Below are 19,178 nucleotides of genomic sequence, written 5' to 3' on the forward strand. Positions count from 1 at the left end.
AAGCCTAAAGCGCCGGATTGGAGGGGCCGTCCCACCAGGGGTCCATCCCGCGACTGCGCGAGCAGGCGATGTCCGGTTTCGCGGATGGAGGGCGTTCGGGTCGTTGCGGACCCCCTGCATAGAATCCCGCCCCTATGTCCAGCCGTCCGTCTTCCTCTCCCGCCGCCTATGGCGAAGCCTCCATCCGCGTCCTGAAAGGCCTGGAACCCGTCAAGCAGCGGCCGGGCATGTACACCCGTACCGACAACCCGCTGCACTGCATCCAGGAGGTCATCGACAACGCGGCCGACGAGGCACTTGCCGGCCATGGCAAGCGCATTGACCTGGTGCTGCACGTCGACGGATCCATTTCCGTGGCCGATGACGGCCGTGGCATTCCGTTCGGCCTGCACCCGGAAGAGGGCGTGCCGGTCATCGAGATCGTCTATACCCGCTTGCATGCGGGCGGAAAGTTCGACAAGGGCTCGGGCGGTGCCTACAGCTTCTCGGGCGGTCTGCACGGGGTGGGCGTCAGCGTGACCAATGCGCTGGCCAAGCGGCTTGAGGTGGCGGTCTGGCGTGACAAGCAGGTGGCTGGAATCGCCTTCGAGCATGGCGACGTCGTCCAGCCAGTGGTTGCCCGCCCGGCCGCCAGCGGCGACCGCAAGCAGGGCACGACGGTGCGCGTGTGGCCCGAGGCCAAGTATTTCGAGAGCGTCGAGCTGCCGCGGCACGAACTGGTGCACCTGCTGCGCTCCAAGGCCGTGCTGATGCCGGGCGTGACTGTCACGCTGAAGATCGAGAAGACCGGTGAGGTCACCACCTGGCAGTACAAGGCCGGCCTGCGTGACTATCTGGCCCAGGCGCTGACGGCGGATCCGCTGATCCCGCTGTTCGAAGGCGAGGGGTTCGCCACGGCGGGCGAGAGCGAGAACTTCGCGGAAGGCGAGGGGGCCTCCTGGTGCGTTGCCTTCACGGAGGACGGTGCGCCGCTGCGCGAGAGCTACGTGAACCTGATCCCGACGGTGGCCGGTGGTACGCACGAGTCGGGCCTGAAGGACGGACTGTTCGGCGCAGTCAAGGGCTTCATCGAGATGCATTCGTTGCTGCCCAAGGGTGTCAAGCTGATGCCCGACGACGTGTTCTCTCGGGCCAGCTTCGTGCTGTCCGCCAAGGTGCTCGACCCGCAGTTCCAGGGCCAGACCAAGGAGCGGCTGAACTCCCGCGACGCGCTGCGCCTGGTGTCCGCCTATGTGAAGCCGGCGCTGGAGCTGTGGCTCAACCATCATGTGGACCACGGCAAGAAACTGGCCGAACTCGTCATCAAGCAGGCGCAGACGCGCCAGCGCGCCAGCCAGAAGGTCGAGAAGCGCAAGGGCTCGGGCGTTGCCGTGCTGCCGGGGAAGCTGACCGACTGCGAAAGCCGTGATCTGACGCTGAATGAAGTCTTCCTCGTCGAGGGCGATTCGGCCGGCGGCAGTGCCAAGATGGGCCGCGACAAGGAGACGCAGGCCATCCTGCCGCTGCGCGGCAAGGTGCTGAATGCCTGGGAGGTGGAGCGCGACCTGCTGTTCAAGAACAACGAGATCCACGACATCTCCGTCGCGCTGGGCGTGGACCCGCACGGCCCCAACGACTCACCGGACCTCTCCGGCCTGCGCTACGGCAAGATCTGCATCCTGTCTGACGCCGATGTGGACGGTTCGCACATCCAGGTGCTGCTGCTGACGCTGTTCTTCCGGCACTTCCCCAAGCTCGTGGAGACCGGCCATGTGTTCGTGGCCCGCCCGCCGCTGTACCGAGTGGATGCGCCCGCGCGCGGCAAGAAGCCGGCCGCCAAGCTCTATGCGCTGGATGACGGCGAGCTGACCGCCACGCTGGACAAGCTGCGCAAGGAAGGCGCCCGCGAGGGCTCGTGGAGCATCAGCCGCTTCAAGGGCCTGGGCGAGATGAGCGCCGAGCAGCTGTGGGACACGACGCTGAACCCCGAGACCCGCCGCCTGTCGCGCGTCGAGTATGGCCAGCTGGACTTTGCCGCTACGGTGGATGCCTTCAACAAGCTGATGGGCAAGGGCGAGGCCGCGTCGCGCCGCGAGCTGATGGAGCTGCACGGCGATGCCGTGGAGATCGACGTCTGATGAAGACGGTCTACAACGCCGGTCACGCGGTCCATGCGGCGACGCATGAGTTCTTCCGCGGACGTCTCGTGCCGGCGTTCGAGGTTCCGGCGCGTGCCGACTACATCCTTCAGGCCGTGCAGAGCTGTGGCCTGGGGGAGGTGCTGGCGCCCGTGGACCACGGCAGGGCACCGCTGGAGCGGGTGCATGCGGCCCGCTATCTGCGCTTCATCGAGGGGGCCCATGCCGAATGGCTGGTCCTGGGCGGCGAAGGCGACGCTTTCCCGGCCGTGTGGCCCGTGCGCTCGCTGCGCAGCGATGTCGAGCCGGCGAGCTTTGCGGCTCGCATGGGCCTGTACTCCATGGACAGCGGCACGCCGCTGACTGCTGGCAGCTGGGCCGCGGCCTATGCCGGTGCCCAGGCCTCGCTGACGGGGCTGGATGGTGTGCTGGCCGGGCAGCGTTCGGTCTATGTGCTGACGCGCCCGCCGGGCCATCATGCCGGCGCGGACTTCTTCGGCGGCTACTGCTTCGTCAACAACGCGGCCGTGGCCGCGCAGGCTGCGCGCGACGCCGGACTGGCTCGCGTCGCCATCCTGGACGTGGACTATCACCACGGCAACGGCACCCAGGCCATCTTCTACGACCGCGCGGATGTCTTCTATGCCAGCGTGCACGGCGACCCGCAGACGGAGTTTCCGTTCTTTCTGGGGCATGCCGACGAGACGGGGGCGGGCGATGGCGCTGGCTTCAACGCCAACTTTCCGCTTCCGGTGGGCGTGGCCAACGACGACTGGTTTGCAGCGCTGGAACAGGCACTTGCGCAGCTGGAGGCCTACCGGCCCGAACTGCTCATCGTGTCGCTGGGCGTGGACACCTATGGCGGCGATCCGATCTCGCACTTCAAGCTGGACGAGCCGGAATTTCGCCGCTTGGGCCGGCGCCTGGCTGCCTTTGGGGCGCCCACGCTGTTCATCCAGGAAGGCGGCTACGCGACCGAGGCCATTGGCCGCAATGTCGTTGCCGTGCTGACGGGGTTCGAGGGCGCATGAGCCTGAGACTGCGCCCGACCATGCTGTCCGACCTCGACTGGGTGGTCTCTGTCGAGCGCGACGGCGCCAACCTGCCCTTCATCACTCCCTGGGAGCGGCCGCAGCACGAGGGCGCCATCCGTTTTCCCGACTCGCGCCATTTCATTGTGGAGGAAGGCGACCAGCTGGAGCGCATCGGCTATGTGATCCTGCAAGGCTGCCGCAATCCCAACGGTTCGGTCGAGCTCAAGCGGCTGGTGCTGCAGCCCAAGGGGCGCGGGCTTGGCCGTGCAGCGGTGCGCCAGCTCAAGGCTATGGCCTTCATGCAGCTCAAGGCGCATCGCTTCTGGCTGGACGTGAAGGCGCTCAACGCGCGGGCGCTGGAGCTGTACCGCAGCGAGGGCTTCGTCGAGGAAGGGCGGCTGCGCGAAAGCGTGCGCGTGACCCTGGATGGTGCTGACGGTTACGACTCGTTGGTCGTCATGTCGCTGCTGGACCGCGAGTACCGCGCGCGCGTTGCGCTGGGGCTGGAGGCAGCATGAGGTTGACCGCGGGCCTGCTGCTGGCGCTGGCGCTGCCGGCCCACGCCGACCTCTGGGGCTATGTCGACGCGACCGGCGTTGCCCACTTCGCGCCGCGCCAGCTCGATGGGCGATACACCCCCGTGCTGGGCAGCGCCGGCCCGTTGCGCGTGCCGGGCAAGACCGACGCCGGCGCCCACATGCTGACCTGGCTGGACATCGCCCCCGAGGTCAAGGCTGTTCAGCCCTGGGTGCGCGAGGCAGCCGCCCAGCATGGCGTGGACGCCGAGCTCCTGAAGGCCATCATCGCGGTGGAGTCTGGCTACCAGCGCGGTGCGGTGTCGCCGCGCGGCGCGCTGGGCCTGATGCAGATCACCCCTGAAACGGCCACGCGTTACGCGACGCCGGCCGACGCTGCGCGGCTCATCGAGCCGCGCATCAACATCCACACCGGCGCGCGCATGCTGGCTGACCTGCTGCGCCGTTTCGGCCGCATCGACGCGGCGCTGGCGGCCTGGAATGCCGGCGAGGGTGCCGTGCGCCGCGCCGGCAACCGAATACCTGACATCGAAGAAACCCAGGCCCATGTGCATCTCGTCCTCGAGCTGTACTGGGCCCTGCTGCAGCAGAGCCAGCCGGCCCGCGCTCAGCGTTTGACCCTGCACCCATGAGTTCCCAGACCACGATCGATTTCAACGGCTCCACCGACGGCGGTGGCGATGACACCAACGCGCTGACGCTGGCTGCCTATGCCCAGCAGGCCTATCTCGAGTACGCGCTCAGCGTGGTCAAGGGCCGCGCTCTACCCTCCTACTCCGATGGCCAGAAGCCCGTGCAGCGCCGCATCCTCTATGCCATGCAGCGCCAGGGCCTGGGCTGGAGTGGCAATTCGGGTGCCAAGCCGGTCAAGGGCGCCAAGGTGGTGGGTGACGTGCTGGGCAACTACCACCCGCACGGCGACCAGTCGGTCTACGACGCGCTGGTGCGCATGGCGCAGGACTTCTCCCTGCGCTACCCGCTGATCGACGGCCATGGCAACTTCGGCAGCCGCGACGGCGACGGTGCCGCAGCGATGCGGTACACGGAAGCGCGCCTCGCGCCCATCGCCCGGCTGCTGCTCGATGAGATCGACGAAGGCACTGTGGACTTCCGCCTCAACTACGACGGCACCCAGCAGGAGCCCGTCGAGCTGCCGGCACGCCTGCCCATGGTGCTGCTCAATGGCGCCAGCGGCATCGCCGTGGGCCTGGCGACCGAAATCCCCAGCCACAACCTGCGCGAGGTCGCCGCAGCCGCCGTCGCGCTGCTGAAGGACGACAAGCTCGCCGATGATGCGCTCTTCGAGCTGATCCCCGGCCCCGACTTCCCCGGTGGCGGTCAGCTCATCAGTGCGCCAGAGGACATCCGTGCGGCCTACACCTCCGGCCGCGGCAGCCTCAAGGTCCGCGCGCGCTGGAAGATCGAGGACCTGGCACGCGGCCAGTGGCAACTGGTCGTCACCGAGCTGCCGCACGGTACCAGCGCGCAGAAGGTGCTGGAGGAGATCGAGGAGCTGTCCAACCCCAAGGTGAAGGCCGGCAAGAAGACGCTGACGCCGGAGCAGCTGCAGCTCAAGGCCAGCGTGCTGGGCGTACTGGATGGTGTACGGGACGAGTCCAGCAAGGACGCTGCGGTGCGCATCGTCTTCGAACCGAAGAGCCGCACGGTCGAGCAGCAGGAGCTCATCAACACGCTGCTGGCCCACACCAGCCTGGAAAGCAGCGCGCCGGTCAACCTGACCATGATCGGTGCGGATGGCCGGCCCACGCAGAAGAGCCTGCGCGAGGTGTTGACGGAATGGGTGGGCTTTCGCCAGACGACGGTGCGTCGTCGTACCGAGCATCGCCTGGCCCACGTCAACGACCGGATCCACGTGCTCGAGGGTCGGCAGCTGGTGCTGCTGAACATCGACGAGGTCATCCGCATCATCCGTGAGTCGGACGAGCCCAAGGCCGCGCTGATCGAGCACTTCCGCTTGAGTGACCGCCAGGCCGAGGACATCCTCGAGATCCGGCTGCGCCAGCTGGCGCGGCTGGAAGCCATCAAGATCGAGCAGGAGCTGGCCAAGCTGCGCGACGAGCGCGCGAAGCTTGAGGACATCCTCGGCTCCGCGGCCGCTCTGCGCCGTACCGTCATCAAGGAGATCGAGGCCGACGCCAAGCAGTATGGCGACGACCGCCGTACGTTGATCCAGGCCGAGAAGCGCGTCGTCGCCGAGGTCAAGATCGTCGACGAACCGGTCACCGTCATCGTCAGCCAGAAGGGCTGGGTGAGGGCGCTCAAGGGCCATGAGGTGGACGTGGCCGCCCAGACCTTCAAGGCTGGCGACTCGTTGTGGGGGCATTTCCGTTGCCGCAGCGTGGACCCGCTGATCGTCGTCGGCGGCAACGGCCGCGTGTACTCGGTGCCGGTATCGGCGCTGCCGGGCGGGCGTGGGGACGGCCAGCCCATCACGACACTGATCGAGCTGGAAAGCGGCACCCAGATCGCGCACTACATCGCCGCAGCGTCCGCACAGCGCCTGGTGATGGCGGGTTCGACGGGCTACGGCCTGATGGCCCAGGTGGGTGACCTGGTGGGCCGCCAGAAGGCCGGCAAGACCTTCCTCGCGCTGGACGACGGTGAAGTGCCTTTGCTGGCCGTCGTGCCGGCCGATGCGGTGGCCTTGCAGCTCGGCGTGCTGAGTGCCCAGGGCCGCTTGCTGAGCTTCCCGCTGGACGAGCTCAAGCACCAGCCCAAGGGCGGCAAGGGCCTGATGTTGATGGATCTGGAGGCCAAGGACAGCGTCGCGTCCATTGCCTGCTTCACCACCCAGCTGCGCGTGCTCGGCAGCGGCCGAGGCGGCAAGCCGCGCGAGGAAGTGCTGAAGAACCAGTCGCTCGCGGCCCATGCGGCCAAGCGCGCCCGAAAGGGCAAGGCCGTCGACGGTCTGCAGAAGGTGACCAGGCTGGCGATCGACTGAACGATCCGCTCGGAAAACGTGTCAGCGAGCCGTGACTTGGCGCACAACTGACACCTGCTAGCGGTCTATTTACATGCCGCAACAAGATAGGGGGCAACCCTCCCTAAGCCGAAGGGTGCCGGGCGGGTTCCCGGTTCTTCGCTGCGCCGCACAATGATTTCTGGCGGTTGTGCTTGACCGTCAAGTCAGGAGCTACGCAATGAAATTGAAATCTATCGCCGCCGCCTCCGCGGTGGCATTGACGGCGTTGAGCAGTCACGCTGCCGACACGGATTGGGGGCAGCACGATCTGCTCGAAAGCGCCCTCGGCCTGAGTGCCGGCGGGGTCATCTTCGATACCTTCTCCTTCGCGCTCGGCGTGCAGTCGGACGTCGCGAGCAGTGTGACTTCGCTGGGCTCGATTGGAGCGGGCACGTACAGCCTGTTCTCCGTGGGCGGCGACGGCTTGGTCGGCACGGCCGACGACATCGGCTTCGGGGCCTGGACCTTTGGCGGTGCGCCATCGGTGCATTCCGTGTCGCTGGCCGCCGGCAACTACTATTACTCGGTCTTTGGCCTCGCGTCCGGCACGGCGGCCTATTCGATCAACTCGGCGGCTGCGGCTGCCCCGGTGCCGGAGCCCGAGACCTACGCCCTGCTGGGCGCCGGCCTCGGCGTCATCGGCTTCGTCGTTTCGCGCCGCCGACGCGACCGCTGATCAGGGCTTGGTTGGAGTGGCCACCGATGTGGCGCTCCCATGAAGCCTTAGAGTGGTCACTTCTGGCCCTGCCAGCCCCGCGCTCGCAGGGCCTTTTTGTGCCTAGTCATCCAGCCCTGGGAAGCGCCGGCTCGGGAATACCATGCTCTGCGTCGTGCGCACGACGACGCCGTCCTTGAAGTGGACGTTGAAGCGCAGGCCATAGCCTGCCTGGTCGGGCTCGACGGTCCAGTCCCACACATCCTCGCCGCTGTTGCGGAAGAACACCCGGGAGCGCTCACGGCCCAGCAGCCGGCTGACCTGCTCGGGCGTCATTCCTGGCTCGATGCGCGCACGGCCGGCGGGTGAGAGGCCGTCCGATATGCCTAGCAACCGGCCATCGGCGGCCAGGCGCACCATGTAGGCATGCCGGCCCATGGGCTGGCTGGAGTACTCCAGAGTGCGTCCACCGTCAGCCTCCGGCCAGTCCCGCACGGGCGGGCCGTAGATCGCGATGACGTCGGCCTCGCGGCTGATGCCCGGCTGCAGCCGGGCATCGCGATCCGGTGTCGCGCAGCCGGCCAGCAGCGTGAGGCACAGGGCGAGGACGGCGAGGCGCATGGCGGTTTCAGCGTTGAGCCAGGGCCTTCGCACAGGCGCTGACGAGGGCCGGGCCCTTGTAGATGAGGCCGGTGTAGATCTGCACAAGGTCCGCGCCAGCGTCGATTTTGGCGCCGGCGTTCTCGGCGCTCATCACACCGCCGACACCGATGATGGGATAGCCGGCGGGCAGGGCTGCGCGCAGCAGGCGGATGACGCGGTTGCTGGCCTCGAAGACAGGCGCGCCGGACAGGCCGCCCGTCTCATCCGCGTGCTGCAGGCCTTGCACGGCATCACGGGCGACGGTGGTGTTCGTCGCGATGACACCGTCGATGCCGTTGGCCGTCAGCGTCTGCGCAATGATGGCGACCTGGGCCTCCTCCAGGTCTGGCGCGATCTTCACGAACATGGGTACGTGCCGGCCGCTCTGTGCATCGAGCTGTTGTTTGCGCTGCTGCAGCGCGCCCAGCAGCGCGTCCAGTGCCGCATCGCTTTGCAGCGCGCGCAGGTTCTTGGTGTTGGGACTGGAGATGTTGACGGTGACGTAGTCGGCGTGGGCGTGCACGCCCTCCAGGCCGAGCAGGTAGTCGTCGGCCGCGTTCTCTATGGGCGTGGCGGCGTTCTTGCCGATGTTCAGACCCAGCACGCCGCCGGCCTTGCGGAAGCTGTGTGCGCGTTGCACGTTGGCGATGAAGCTCGGCAGGCCTTCATTGTTGAAGCCCAGGCGGTTGATCAGCGCATTTGCCTCGGGCAGGCGGAACATGCGAGGCTTGTCATTGCCGGGCTGGCCCTTGGGCGTCACGGTGCCCACCTCGATGAAGCCGAAGCCCATCGCGCCCAGGCCGTCGATGCAGCGACCGTTCTTGTCCAGGCCCGCGGCCAGGCCCACGCGGTTGGGGAAGCGCAGACCGGCGAGGGTGACGGGGTCGCTGATGCGCTCTCCGCACCAGAGTGCCTGTGCCGGCGTGTTCTGCAGCCTGGCGATGGCGCCAAGGGTCAATTCGTGGGCTTGTTCCGGATCAAGGCCGAACAGGAAGGGGCGGGTGAGGGCGTAGGGAACGAGGGGCATGGCCTCGATTGTCGCTAACCGCGGCCGGGCGGAACTCAGGGCGACTCGTGTCCACCCGCCCGGGCCGCCGTGCTGATCCAGCTGTCGAACAGCGTCTGGTGGACGCGGATCCAGCCGTCGACATGGCGCTCCACGTCCCGCTGCGTGTTCTCGCCTTCGCTCATGCGCAGGTTCTGCGCGTTGATGTCGCCGATGGGCAGTTTCATCAGCTCGAAAAGCCGCGCCGCAGCAGGGTTGCGCTCGATGAAGGCCCGGTTGGCCACGATCTGCTCCCGGTCGGCCTGGAAGCCGTAGTTGCGGCCGTTGGGCAGCCGCGTGTCGGGCGTGCCCTCCTGTGCTGCCGAGGACGGCACCTGCAGCCAGACCACGTCGGTCCCTGGCCGCAGCACGGCGCTGACCCAGTAGGGTGTCCAGGTGTAGTACAGGACGGGATGGCCCTGGCGGAAGCGGGCGATGGTGTCGGCCATCAGGGCGGCGTAGCTGCCCTGGCGGTGCGTCACGTGTTCGCGCAGGCCGTAGGCGCCCAGGTGCTGCTCGATGGCCAGCTCGCAGCCCCAGCCGGGGTTGCAGCCCGTCAGGTCGGCCCGGCCGTCGCCATCGCCGTCGAAGAGCTTGGCGATGACCGGATCCTTCAGCTGGTCGATGCGGGTGATGCCGTACTGCTCGGCCGTCTTGCGGTCGATCAGATAGCCCTGCACGGCGCCCTCGGCATATGCGCCGGAGCTGCGGAACAGCTTGGCGTCGCCGCCGCTGTTTTCGTAGAAATCGGCGTGCAGCAACTGCCAGTGGTTGGCCATGAAGGTGGCGTCGCCGTTGGCGATGGCCAGATGCTCGGTGGCGGGTTCCAGGTCCTTCATGGGCAGCACGGTGTAGCCGAGCCTTTCGAGGGCGCGCGAGACCAGCAGGGTCTGGAAGGCTTCCTCGGCCAGCGAGCTCTTCAGCGGCTGGACCGTGACGCCCCGGCCCGGAAGGACCTCGGCGCGGCCCGCCAGACACAGCGCGAGCAGACCAAGGGTGATGAGGTTACGGGCGAGCTTGTTCATGCCTGGACCCCCTGTTTTTGAGGCATGGGCTCCGGAGGGCGCAGCAGGTGCCGCAGGCCGCGCAGTGCGAGGCCGGCCGGACCGGCATGCCACCACCGCCTGGCGGCGCCACGGCGCGAGCGGCCCAGGGCCTGCGTCAGGCGGTCCAGCGTGATGGCCAGCAGCACGATGCCCAGGCCTCCCACGGTGGCTAGGCCCATGTCGAGCCGGCCGATGCCGCGCAGCACCATCTGGCCCAGGCCGCCGACGGCGATCATGGATGCGATGACCACCATGGACAGCGACAGCATCAGTGCCTGGTTGATGCCGGCCATGATGGACGGCATCGCCAGCGGCAGCTTCACCTTGACCAGCATCTGCCATGGCGACGCGCCGTAGGCTCGGGCGGCCTCGATCAGGTCGGGGCGCACCTGGCGCAGGCCCAGGTTGGTCAGCCTCGCCAGTGGTGCCAGCGCGAACACGATGGTCACGATGACGCCGGGCACGTTGCCGATGCCGAACAGCATCACCACGGGCACCAGGTAGACAAAGGCGGGCGTGGTCTGCATCGCGTCCAGCAGCGGGCGCATCAGGCGCTGGGCGCGGTCGCTGCTGGCCAGCAACACGCCCAGAGGCAGGCCCACCAACAGGCAGAACAGCAGCGAGGTCAACACCAGCGACAGCGTGACCATGGCCTCGGGCCAGATGCCCAGGAGCGCCACCAGCGCGAGCGACACCGTGCTGCCGATCGCGAGCCTGCGGCCGGCGAACTGCCAGGTCAGCAGGCCGATGAGGCCGATCATCGCAGTGGCCGGGAGGCTGCCAAGCAGGCCTTGCACCCAGTTCAGCGTGCCATCGATGGGCAGGCGCACATGCTGGAAGAAGGGGCGGCCGTGCTCGACGACCCAGCCCAGGCCCTGGTTGATCCAGGACTCGACCGGCAGCCCGCCATCCCACAACTGCTGCCAGTGCAGGCCGACAGCATCGGCCGCGTTGCTGTGGTGCGCGGTGGATGCCGGCGCGTCCAGCCAGGCACGGGTGGCGGCGTCGTCAGGCGCGGCCGACATGGCCTGCCAGGGATCGACGTAGGTCTGCGTCGGCGCTGCGGCCATGCCGCTGGCGGCGTAGTCGGGGGCCGGCGCGACGTCGAGTTGCGGCAATGCGTTCTCGTTCATGGGTTCTCCAGTTCAGGCGGCTTCGGCGGCCGAGGCAACCTCGATGGGCGGCGTGTCGCGGTCGAGGAACTTCAGCAGCGTGGTCTTGCTGATCACGCCGCAGAAACGCCCCTCGGCGGTAACCACCGGGAGCGCACAAGGCGCCTGCGCCACCTGCCCGAAAAGGCCTGCGACAGGAGCATCAGCTGCAAGCTCCGGCAGTGATGCGATGAAGGCGCGCTGCAAGCCCAATGGGCCGGCGTGGCCGTCCAGCGCAGTGCGCAGGCTGTCGACCGAGACGACGCCGAGATAGCGCCGCGAGGGGCTGACGACGTAGGCGTGTTCGCGGTCCTGGTCCTCAAGTTGCTTCAGCGCTGCACGGCAGCCGCGATCGCTGTGCTCGGCGACGACAGTCAGTGGCTGGCGCGCGATGTCGGCCGCCTTGAAGACGGCCGCCGCGTCGACGCCGCGTACGAAGCTGCGCACGAAGTCGTCGGCTGGCTGGCGCAGGATCTCGTCGGGCGTGCCGACCTGCACGACCTGGCCATCCTTCATGATGGCGATGCGGTCGCCGATGCGCATGGCCTCGTCGAGGTCGTGCGAGATGAAGACGATGGTGCGGCGGCGCACCTGCTGCAACCGCAGCAGTTCCGACTGCATCTCGGCGCGGATGATGGGGTCCAGCGCAGAGAATGCCTCGTCCATCAGCAGGATGGCCGGGTCCGCTGCCAGCGCGCGCGCCAGGCCCACGCGCTGCTGCATGCCCCCGGACAGCTCGTCCGGATAGCTGTCGCCCCAGCCAGCCAGGCCCACCTGGGCCAGCGCGTCATCGGCAGCGGCCAGACGCCGGGCCTTGGCGGTGCCTGCGAGCTCCAGGCCGAAGGCGGTGTTGTCGCGTACCGTCATGTGCGGCATCAGGGCGAAGGACTGGAACACCATGCCGATGTCCTTGCGGCGCAGTGCGCGCAAGCGCGCATCGGAGTGCGCGTTGATGTCCTCACCGTCGATGACGATGCGCCCGGCGCTGGGTTCGATGAGCCGGTTCAGCAGCCGCACCAGTGTGGACTTGCCCGAACCGGACAGACCCATGATGACGAAGACCTCGCCGGCATGGATCTCGAAGCTGGCGTCGAACACGCCGATGGACTGGCCGGTGCGGGCCAGGATCTCCTGCTTGGACAGACCCTGGCGGACCAGGGCCAGCGCCTGTTCGGGCTGGTCGCCGAAGACCTTGAAGACGTGGTCGATGAGGATGGCCTTGGCCATGGACGTGCTCCTTTCGTGCAGCAACGCTGCAGGTGAACAGGGCGCCGCCACTGCAGGCAGTGACGGCCGTCATGCCATCAACCGGGGAGGCTGTGAGCGCGCACGCGCGTCGTGCAGGCCTCCAAGGGCTGCCGGCGGGCACTGAGAACGACGTGATGACGCAAGCAATACCCGCCGGAACTCCTGATCGCCGCAGCGGGCCTGGTCGAGGGGCGCTGCCTGCGGGAGCATGGCTGGTCGTGGCGGGAACGCAGTCCTCGCCGCTTGCCGGGCAGGGCCCGGGTCTTCGTGCCGCGATGGGGCCGAGGCTGGCCCGCAAGTAGCACGGCTCGATCAAAATGACTTATTGATCGAAATAAGTGCCTTCATTATAACTGATTGGAATTCTCTGGCACGTCGTCGGGCCGGTCCCAGGGCGGCACGTCGCCCATCTTCTGCAACATGAAGTCGATGAGAGCCCGCACCTTGGGCGCCGGGTGGCGGCTGGGCAGATAGACGGCGTAGAGCGTGTCGGCATCGGCCAGGCCGCCCACCGGCAGCCAGTCCGGCAGGACGGCCCGCAGCCGGCCGGCACGCAGGTCGGCGCCTACCGCATAGGTGGGAAGCACGGCCAGGCCCATGCCTGCCAGTGCAGCGACGCGCAGCGACTCGCTGCTGTTGGCCGTGATGCCGCTCTCGAAGCGCAGCGCGCCGCGGGTCTCGACGTCGGCCTCGCCGCGCTCGGCGTGGCGGAAGCGCCAGCGGTCGGGTGACTGCAGGTAGCCAAAGCGCAGGCAACGGTGACTGGCGATGTCGTCCACGGCCTGCGGCTCGCCATGGGCCTGGAGGTAAGCCGGCGAGGCGCACAGCACGAAGCGGATGGCCGCCAGTCGGCGCGCCACCAGACCGTCGGAGGGTTTGCGCGTCAGCCGCAGCACCACGTCGAAGCCTTCTTCCGCGAGGTCCACGTAGCGATCGTTCAGGCCCAGCACGACGTCCAGCTGCGGATGCCGGGCGCAGAACTCGGCCAGCAGCGCGGTGAACTGCAGATTGCCGAAGGCAGTGGAGACCGACATGCGCAGTACGCCGCGCGGCTCGTCGCGGCGCCCCGCCAGCTCCGTCTCCAGTGCCAGCGACTCGTCCAGCAGCCGAAGCGCCCGGTCGTAGACGGCGCGGCCCTCGGCCGTCGGACTGACGCTGCGGGTCGTGCGGTGAAGCAGCCGGGTGCCCAGTTGGTCCTCCAGCCGTACGACTTGCTTGCTGACCGCGGACTTGGTGGTGCCCAGCAACCGCGCCGCGCCCGAGAAACCGCGGGCGTCGACGACGCGGGCAAAGGCTTGCAGGTCTTCGAGGCGGCCCATGGTTGTTCTCCGTTTGGAAACTCTGAATCAACTTTGATCTGGATTGTGTCCTGATCCTTCGATTTCTAGAGTCGCGTCCTGCCCCTCAAGGAGTTGCGCCATGCCCACCCTGACGCCCAGCCTGCCAGCCCGTTCCTTCCAGCCCGGCCCGTTCGAGCGGCTTCTGTCCGCCGTTGCCGCGTCCAGCCTGCCACTGCTCTTCATCGTGTTGTGGAGCAGCGGCTATGTCGCCGGCAAGCTGGCGTTGCCGCACACCGGGCCGCTGACACTGTTGACGCTGCGCTTCGGTCTCGCCGCTGTCGTGCTGATCGCCGCCGCGTTGGCCACAGGTGCTCCCTGGCCGCACCGCGCGCGGGCCTGGGGACACCTGGCCGTCGCGGGCCTGCTGATGCAGGTGCTGCACTTCTCCTGCATCTACTTCGCACTGCAGTGGGGCCTGAGCGCCGGCGTGGCCGGACTGCTGATCGGCCTGATGCCGCTCGCCACGGCGCTGGGCGCCCACCTTTGGCTGGCCGAGCGGCTGAACCTGCGCCAGGCCTTGAGCCTGCTGGGCGGCCTGGTGGGCGTGGCCTGGGTGGTGATGGGCAAGCCGATGGGCGGGGCCTGGCCCGCCTACGCGGCTGCCGGGCTCGGCCTGCTGGGGCTGGTCGCCGGCACGCTGTACCAGAAGCGCTTCTGTGCCCATATGGACCTGCGCAGCGGCGCCGGCATCCAGATGGCCGTGTCGGCGCTGGCTGTCGGGCTCGTGGCGTGGCCCAGCGAGCACTTCGCGGTCGACTGGACGGTGGAACTGGTTGGCGCCTGGCTGTGGCTTGGCCTGGTCAACTCCATCGGAGCCTTCAGCCTGATGTTCATCATGATCCGCCGCGGCCTGGCGGGGCAGGTGGCCAGCCTGTTCTTCCTGATTCCGGGTGTGTCGGCGCTGATGGGCTTCATCGCATTGGGCGAGCGGCTGTCGCCGCTGGCGCTGGCGGGATTTGCGCTGTCGGCACTGTGCGTGGCGGCGGCGGCACCGTCGCGGCGCTGAGGTCCGCGATGCCCGCGCAGTCGCGGATCATCAATTGCACCAGCAGGTCCGCCTGGGCGGCCTGCATCCAGGCCGAGCTGCGCAGCAGCAGGCCCAGGCGCCGGGCGTCGGGTCCGCTGTCGGACAGCAGGTGGACCTCGAAGACCCGTTCGGCCTTGTCGAAACTGATGCCGACATGCATGCCCGGAGCGAGCGCCTGCTCGAAGCGCTCACGCTGTGGGCCGCCGTTGCGGGTGACGCGTAGCGTGCACTGCGCGTCCAGCGCGAAGCGGCTGCGCTCGCCGCGGTAGGCCTTGGCGCCGAGCGCATCCAGCGCCTGCAGCCGCTGGGCGTTGTCGATGTCGAAGGGGTTGGGTGGCACGGTGTCTTCGCTCGGGTAGCCGTCACAGGCGCACAGCAGCAGCGCGGCGGCGGCGGCGGCGAGCCGATTCGCGATGGGGTGGAGGAGGACTGCCATCGCGTCACGCCGCCTTGGCGGCGGGCTCGGCGGCCGCCTCCTGCAGTCGCGTCGCCAGCACCTTGTCGATGGTCTTGCCGTCCATGTCGACGATCTCCAGGCGCCAGCCCTCCCAGTCCACCGCCTCGGCAACGCGCGGCAGGCGGCCGGTCAGCAGCATCATCATGCCGCTGAGCGTGTGATAGCGGCCCCGCTCCTCCTCGGGCACGGCATCGAGGGCCAGCCGGTCCTTCAGCTCCGGCACGGGGATGTGCCCGTCCAGCAGCCAGGAGCCGTCGTCGCGCTGCACAGCCCAGGCCAGCGCCGGGTCGCGCGGCTGGAACTCGCCGGTGATGGCCTCCACCAGGTCCTGCAGCGTGACGAGGCCCTGGATCTCGCCGTACTCGTCGATGACGAAGGCCATGTGCACGTTGCTGCCGCGGAAGTTTTCCAGCAGCTCCATGCCGGTCAGCGTCTCGGGCACGTACAGTGGCTCCTCCATGCCGGCCTCGGGCAGCAGCGGTTCGCCGTGGAGCTGGCGCGTCAGGATCTGGCGTGCGCTCACCACGCCGACGATGTGGTCCAGGCCGCCGCGCACGACCGGGAAGCGCTCATGGTGCGAGGCGGCGAGCACGGCCAGGTTGTCCTTGACGTCGTGGCCGAGGTCCAGGCAGACGATGTCGGCCCGCGGCACCATCAGCGAGGCGATCTGACGGTCGTCGAGGCGGAATACGTTGCGCACCATGGTGTGCTCGTGCGACTCGATGATGCCAGCGCTGGTGCCCTCGGCCAGCAGCGCGTGGATCTCCTCCTCCGTCACGGCGGATGCGCCCTGGTCACGCACCCCCAGCAGGCGCAGCAGTGCATTCGTCGAGCCAGCCAGCAGCGCAACGAACGGCTTCGTGGCGATGGCAAGCGCCGAGATGGGCCGGGCGACGAGACGGGCCACCAGCTCTGGGTGCGACTGGCCCAGGCGCTTGGGCACCAGCTCGCCCAGCACGATGGAGAAGTACGTGATGACGACCACGACCAGGCCGGTGGCCGTGCCGCTGGCATAGGCTGCGGGCATGCCCAGGCCAAGCAGCCACTCGGCCAGCGGGCCGGCCAGAACGGACTCGCCGACGATGCCGTTGAGCACGCCGATGGAGGTGATGCCGATCTGGATGGTGGAGAGGAAGCGCGTCGGGTCGGCGCCGAGTTGCAGCGCGACGGCGGCGCTGCTGTCGCCCTCGTCGATGAGGCGTTGCAGTCGGGCCTTGCGGGCGGTGACCAGGCCGATCTCGGACATCGCGAAGACGCCGTTGATCAGGATGAGGGCGAGCAGTAGGGCAATTTCCATGGGGGATGAGTGACAGGAGCGGCGTCCGGCATCGGGACGCACGCGGACCGGCTCCGTCGCGGGAACGAAGTCGGGCAGGAAAGAATGGGAAGGCGCGGAGCTGCCGCGCCGGCCTCAGGCGCCCGAGCTGGGCGGCCGCAGCGGCTGCGCGAGCGGGGCGTCGACAGCGAGGCGCCGGCCCAGGCTGGCCGGCGCGGCCAGAGGGGGCGCCGCGACGATGGCGGTCACATGGGGCAGGCAGTGGTCGGACATGTCGTCCGTCGTGTCGCCGAGTTCGGCGATCAGCGCGGCGATGTCCGTGGCGGGCGATGCCGGCTCTTCGGTGAGGCTGGAGGGGGCCGTCATATCGCTGTCCGGGAGCGACGGGGCAACGACGGCCGCCAGACCGTAGGCCGGCAGCAGCAGGGCGATGACCAGGAGTCGGAACCAGCGAAGCACGCGATGATTCTAGGGGCGGACCTCAGGGCCGGCCCGAGCGGGGGCGCTGCCGAGCGGTGACAATCGCAGGCTTGCCTGGAGCCCTGCGATGAAACCTTTGGACGATCCCCGCCATGACCATGAAGTTGGCTCCCGTGACGAGACGCGCGACACGACGCGCACCGACGACACCCGCATCGGCGCCGTGCGCGCGCTGATCAGCCCGGCCCTGCTGCTGGAGGAGTTGCCGGTGCCGGACCCGGCGCTGGAGCTGGTCGAACAGGCCCGCCAGCAGATCGGTGCAATCCTGCACGGCCAGGACGACCGCCTGCTGGTCATCGTCGGGCCCTGTTCCATCCATGACCACGACCAGGCGATGGACTACGCCCGCCTGCTCAAGGCTGCGCGTGACGAGCTCAGCCGGGACCTGCTCATCGTCATGCGCGTCTACTTCGAGAAGCCGCGCACGACGGTGGGATGGAAGGGCTACATCAACGACCCGCGCCTGGACGGCAGCTTCCACATGAACGAAGGTCTGCGCCTGGCGCGCCAGTTGCTGCTGGACGTCAACGGCCTGGGCCTGCCGGCGGGCACCGAGTTCCTGGACCTGCTGTCGCCGCAGTACATCTCCGACCTCATCGCCTGGGGCGCCATTGGCGCGCGCACGACCGAGAGCCAGAGCCACCGCCAGCTCGCCTCGGGCCTTTCCTGCCCGGTCGGCTTCAAGAACGGCACCGACGGCGGTATCAAGGTCGCCAGTGATGCCGTGCTGGCCGCCAGCAGCGCCCACGCCTTCATGGGCATGACCAAGATGGGCACGGCGGCCATCTTCGAGACCCGCGGCAACCAGGACTGCCACGTCATCCTGCGTGGCGGCAAGGCACCCAACTACGACGCCGCCTCCGTTGACGCCGCCTGTGCGGCTCTCAAGACCTCGGGCCTGCGTGAGCAGGTCATGATCGACTTCTCGCACGCCAACTCCAGCAAGAAGTACGAGCGCCAAGTGGATGTCGGCCGCGACGTGGCTGGCCAGATCGCCGGCGGTGACACGCGCATCACGGGCGTCATGATCGAAAGCCATCTGCAGCCCGGCCGCCAGGATCTGGCCGAGGGCCAGACCCGGGCCGATCTCAAGCCCGGCGTGTCCATCACCGACGCCTGCCTGGGCTGGGCCCAGACGGAGCCGCTGCTGCGCGAGCTCGCAGCCGCTGTCCAGAAGCGCCGGGGCTGACGCCACCCTGGGCGGTGCCGTCGCCGCGACGACCGCCCCTTTCGTCTGCCTCGGACACCAGCGGCCGGCTTAGGGCCGCGCCGCGGCCTTGTCCTTGAACCCGGGATGGGTTACGCCGGACAAGGGCACTCCACATTGACAGCCTGAATTCCCGGCCCTATGGTCCCGTCGCCTGAAAGCGCTTTCAGAAAGCGCTTTCAGTTTCGGCGGCCGGCATGCAGTACGTCGTCGCCTCGTTCGGGACCACCTCCCTTCAAGCAAAACCAAGGAGACGACATGCTGAACCTGAGAACCACCGTGGCGGTGGTTGCACTCGCCCTGACCGGCGCCGCAGCAGCGGCAACGAGCAACGGCATCGCCAATGGCGGCTTTGAGACAGCGGGCAACGCGGAGTCCTTTGCCGCCGGCTGGCTGGCGGCCCCCACCGGCAATCCGGCCTTGCTGGCCAGCGACGCCCACAGCGGTAGCCATTCCGCGCTGCTGACCGTGCCGGCCGGCTTTGGCGCCTCGACGCTCTTCCAGGATTCGGTCGCCCACGGCGGCCTGCCGTCGCTGACGGCGGCCAACGTCGGCGATACGCCGGTGCTGAGCTTCTGGGCCAAGGGAGATGCCGGCACCACTGGAAACGCCCTGTTCGCACTGCGCTACATGGGCATCAGCGGCATCCTCGTGGACAGCGGCAGCCAGTTTTTCCACCAAGCCATCAATGCCGACGGCTGGACGCTGATCACCTTCCAGGCCGCAGCCATTCCTGCCGGCACGACCTCGGTCTTCCTGGAAATGAACACCGCTGTCGGCCCGCTGCTCGATGGTCGCGCCAACGCCATCTACATCGACGACATCCAGCTCACGCTGACCACGGCCGTGCCCGAGCCCCAGAGCTATGCCCTGCTCGTTGCCGGCTTGGTGGTGGTCGGCGCCATCGTCCGCCGCCGCCGCGCCTGAAAGCCGA

General features: G+C 68.4%; 18 protein-coding genes. 9 read left to right on the forward strand and 9 right to left on the reverse strand.

The window, feature by feature from the left end:
• Positions 1–134 precede the first annotated feature (134 nt).
• The 6 genes from QM732_RS05190 to QM732_RS05215 all read left to right on the forward strand — a co-directional run bounded on the left by QM732_RS05190 (position 135) and on the right by QM732_RS05215 (position 7,346).
• The gene (locus QM732_RS05190) at positions 135–2,117 is read left to right on the forward strand and encodes a DNA topoisomerase IV subunit B (protein ID WP_415655124.1); all 1,983 of its coding nucleotides are present in this window, start codon (positions 135–137) and stop codon (positions 2,115–2,117) included.
• Positions 2,117–3,148, forward strand: coding sequence for a histone deacetylase family protein (locus QM732_RS05195; RefSeq protein ID WP_415655125.1), 1,032 nt, complete (start codon positions 2,117–2,119; stop codon positions 3,146–3,148). Before QM732_RS05190 ends, QM732_RS05195 begins: the two co-directional genes overlap by 1 nt.
• The gene (locus QM732_RS05200; protein ID WP_415655126.1) at positions 3,145–3,669 is read left to right on the forward strand and encodes a GNAT family N-acetyltransferase; all 525 of its coding nucleotides are present in this window, start codon (positions 3,145–3,147) and stop codon (positions 3,667–3,669) included. Before QM732_RS05195 ends, QM732_RS05200 begins: the two co-directional genes overlap by 4 nt.
• Positions 3,666–4,319, forward strand: a complete 654-nt coding sequence (locus QM732_RS05205; protein WP_415655127.1) for a lytic transglycosylase domain-containing protein — start codon at positions 3,666–3,668, stop codon at positions 4,317–4,319. Before QM732_RS05200 ends, QM732_RS05205 begins: the two co-directional genes overlap by 4 nt.
• Positions 4,316–6,649, forward strand: coding sequence for a DNA topoisomerase IV subunit A (gene parC, locus QM732_RS05210; protein WP_415655128.1), 2,334 nt, complete (start codon positions 4,316–4,318; stop codon positions 6,647–6,649). Before QM732_RS05205 ends, parC begins: the two co-directional genes overlap by 4 nt.
• A gap of 199 nt (positions 6,650–6,848) precedes the next feature.
• Positions 6,849–7,346, forward strand: a complete 498-nt coding sequence (locus QM732_RS05215) for an FxDxF family PEP-CTERM protein (protein ID WP_415655129.1) — start codon at positions 6,849–6,851, stop codon at positions 7,344–7,346.
• A gap of 102 nt (positions 7,347–7,448) precedes the next feature.
• Here the strand turns inward: QM732_RS05215 and QM732_RS05220 are convergent, their stop codons facing one another.
• From QM732_RS05220 to QM732_RS05245, 6 genes are all read right to left on the reverse strand, one after another.
• Positions 7,449–7,946, reverse strand: coding sequence for an outer membrane protein assembly factor BamE (locus QM732_RS05220; RefSeq protein WP_415655130.1), 498 nt, complete (start codon positions 7,944–7,946; stop codon positions 7,449–7,451).
• 7 nt (positions 7,947–7,953) lie between these two features.
• On the reverse strand, positions 7,954–8,994 hold the full coding sequence (locus QM732_RS05225; protein WP_415655131.1) for a quinone-dependent dihydroorotate dehydrogenase: 1,041 nt from the start codon (positions 8,992–8,994) through the stop codon (positions 7,954–7,956).
• Positions 8,995–9,029: 35 nt separating this feature from the next.
• Entirely contained in the window at positions 9,030–10,037 is a 1,008-nt protein-coding gene (gene proX / locus QM732_RS05230) for a glycine betaine/L-proline ABC transporter substrate-binding protein ProX (protein ID WP_415655132.1), read from the reverse strand.
• The gene (gene proW, locus QM732_RS05235) at positions 10,034–11,191 is read right to left on the reverse strand and encodes a glycine betaine/L-proline ABC transporter permease ProW (RefSeq protein WP_415655133.1); all 1,158 of its coding nucleotides are present in this window, start codon (positions 11,189–11,191) and stop codon (positions 10,034–10,036) included. Before proW ends, proX begins: the two co-directional genes overlap by 4 nt.
• A 12-nt stretch (positions 11,192–11,203) precedes the next feature.
• Positions 11,204–12,436: a glycine betaine/L-proline ABC transporter ATP-binding protein ProV gene (proV, locus tag QM732_RS05240; RefSeq protein ID WP_415655134.1), complete on the reverse strand. Its 1,233-nt coding sequence runs from the start codon at positions 12,434–12,436 to the stop codon at positions 11,204–11,206.
• 368 nt (positions 12,437–12,804) lie between these two features.
• Positions 12,805–13,776 (reverse strand): LysR family transcriptional regulator, encoded by a 972-nt coding sequence (locus QM732_RS05245; protein WP_415655135.1) that lies wholly within the window; start codon positions 13,774–13,776, stop codon positions 12,805–12,807.
• A 100-nt stretch (positions 13,777–13,876) separates the two neighbouring features.
• Between QM732_RS05245 and QM732_RS05250 the strand changes: the two genes are divergently transcribed.
• On the forward strand, positions 13,877–14,803 hold the full coding sequence (locus tag QM732_RS05250) for a DMT family transporter (RefSeq protein WP_415655136.1): 927 nt from the start codon (positions 13,877–13,879) through the stop codon (positions 14,801–14,803).
• Here QM732_RS05250 and QM732_RS05255 read toward each other — a convergent pair.
• From QM732_RS05255 to QM732_RS05265, 3 genes are all read right to left on the reverse strand, one after another.
• Positions 14,709–15,260, reverse strand: coding sequence for a hypothetical protein (locus QM732_RS05255; protein WP_415655137.1), 552 nt, complete (start codon positions 15,258–15,260; stop codon positions 14,709–14,711). The two genes, QM732_RS05250 and QM732_RS05255, sit on opposite strands and share 95 nt — an antisense overlap.
• A gap of 4 nt (positions 15,261–15,264) precedes the next feature.
• On the reverse strand, positions 15,265–16,578 hold the full coding sequence (locus QM732_RS05260) for a hemolysin family protein (protein ID WP_415655138.1): 1,314 nt from the start codon (positions 16,576–16,578) through the stop codon (positions 15,265–15,267).
• 114 nt (positions 16,579–16,692) lie between these two features.
• Positions 16,693–17,016, reverse strand: a complete 324-nt coding sequence (locus tag QM732_RS05265; RefSeq protein WP_415655139.1) for a hypothetical protein — start codon at positions 17,014–17,016, stop codon at positions 16,693–16,695.
• A gap of 88 nt (positions 17,017–17,104) precedes the next feature.
• Between QM732_RS05265 and QM732_RS05270 the strand changes: the two genes are divergently transcribed.
• Both QM732_RS05270 and QM732_RS05275 read left to right on the forward strand, forming a co-directional pair.
• Positions 17,105–18,226 (forward strand): 3-deoxy-7-phosphoheptulonate synthase, encoded by a 1,122-nt coding sequence (locus QM732_RS05270; RefSeq protein ID WP_415655140.1) that lies wholly within the window; start codon positions 17,105–17,107, stop codon positions 18,224–18,226.
• Positions 18,227–18,502: 276 nt separating this feature from the next.
• Positions 18,503–19,171, forward strand: coding sequence for a PEP-CTERM sorting domain-containing protein (locus QM732_RS05275; RefSeq protein WP_415655141.1), 669 nt, complete (start codon positions 18,503–18,505; stop codon positions 19,169–19,171).
• The last annotated feature ends 7 nt before the right edge of the window (positions 19,172–19,178 follow it).

The sequence above is a fragment of the Roseateles sp. genome (assembly GCF_047654805.1).
Lineage (GTDB): Bacteria > Pseudomonadota > Gammaproteobacteria > Burkholderiales > Burkholderiaceae_C > Pelomonas.

Excerpts from the sequence above, each read along its gene's own strand:
- QM732_RS05190 (WP_415655124.1), top strand. The coding sequence starts at position 135 with ATGTCCAGCCGTCCGTCTTCCTCTCCCGCCGCCTATGGCGAAGCCTCC.
- QM732_RS05195 (WP_415655125.1), top strand. The coding sequence starts at position 2,117 with ATGAAGACGGTCTACAACGCCGGTCACGCGGTCCATGCGGCGACGCAT.
- QM732_RS05200 (WP_415655126.1), top strand. The coding sequence starts at position 3,145 with ATGAGCCTGAGACTGCGCCCGACCATGCTGTCCGACCTCGACTGGGTG.
- QM732_RS05205 (WP_415655127.1), top strand. The coding sequence starts at position 3,666 with ATGAGGTTGACCGCGGGCCTGCTGCTGGCGCTGGCGCTGCCGGCCCAC.
- parC (WP_415655128.1), top strand. The coding sequence starts at position 4,316 with ATGAGTTCCCAGACCACGATCGATTTCAACGGCTCCACCGACGGCGGT.
- QM732_RS05215 (WP_415655129.1), top strand. The coding sequence starts at position 6,849 with ATGAAATTGAAATCTATCGCCGCCGCCTCCGCGGTGGCATTGACGGCG.
- QM732_RS05220 (WP_415655130.1), bottom strand. The coding sequence starts at position 7,946 with ATGCGCCTCGCCGTCCTCGCCCTGTGCCTCACGCTGCTGGCCGGCTGC.
- QM732_RS05225 (WP_415655131.1), bottom strand. The coding sequence starts at position 8,994 with ATGCCCCTCGTTCCCTACGCCCTCACCCGCCCCTTCCTGTTCGGCCTT.
- proX (WP_415655132.1), bottom strand. The coding sequence starts at position 10,037 with ATGAACAAGCTCGCCCGTAACCTCATCACCCTTGGTCTGCTCGCGCTG.
- proW (WP_415655133.1), bottom strand. The coding sequence starts at position 11,191 with ATGAACGAGAACGCATTGCCGCAACTCGACGTCGCGCCGGCCCCCGAC.
- proV (WP_415655134.1), bottom strand. The coding sequence starts at position 12,436 with ATGGCCAAGGCCATCCTCATCGACCACGTCTTCAAGGTCTTCGGCGAC.
- QM732_RS05245 (WP_415655135.1), bottom strand. The coding sequence starts at position 13,776 with ATGGGCCGCCTCGAAGACCTGCAAGCCTTTGCCCGCGTCGTCGACGCC.
- QM732_RS05250 (WP_415655136.1), top strand. The coding sequence starts at position 13,877 with ATGCCCACCCTGACGCCCAGCCTGCCAGCCCGTTCCTTCCAGCCCGGC.
- QM732_RS05255 (WP_415655137.1), bottom strand. The coding sequence starts at position 15,260 with ATGGCAGTCCTCCTCCACCCCATCGCGAATCGGCTCGCCGCCGCCGCC.
- QM732_RS05260 (WP_415655138.1), bottom strand. The coding sequence starts at position 16,578 with ATGGAAATTGCCCTACTGCTCGCCCTCATCCTGATCAACGGCGTCTTC.
- QM732_RS05270 (WP_415655140.1), top strand. The coding sequence starts at position 17,105 with ATGAAACCTTTGGACGATCCCCGCCATGACCATGAAGTTGGCTCCCGT.
- QM732_RS05275 (WP_415655141.1), top strand. The coding sequence starts at position 18,503 with ATGCTGAACCTGAGAACCACCGTGGCGGTGGTTGCACTCGCCCTGACC.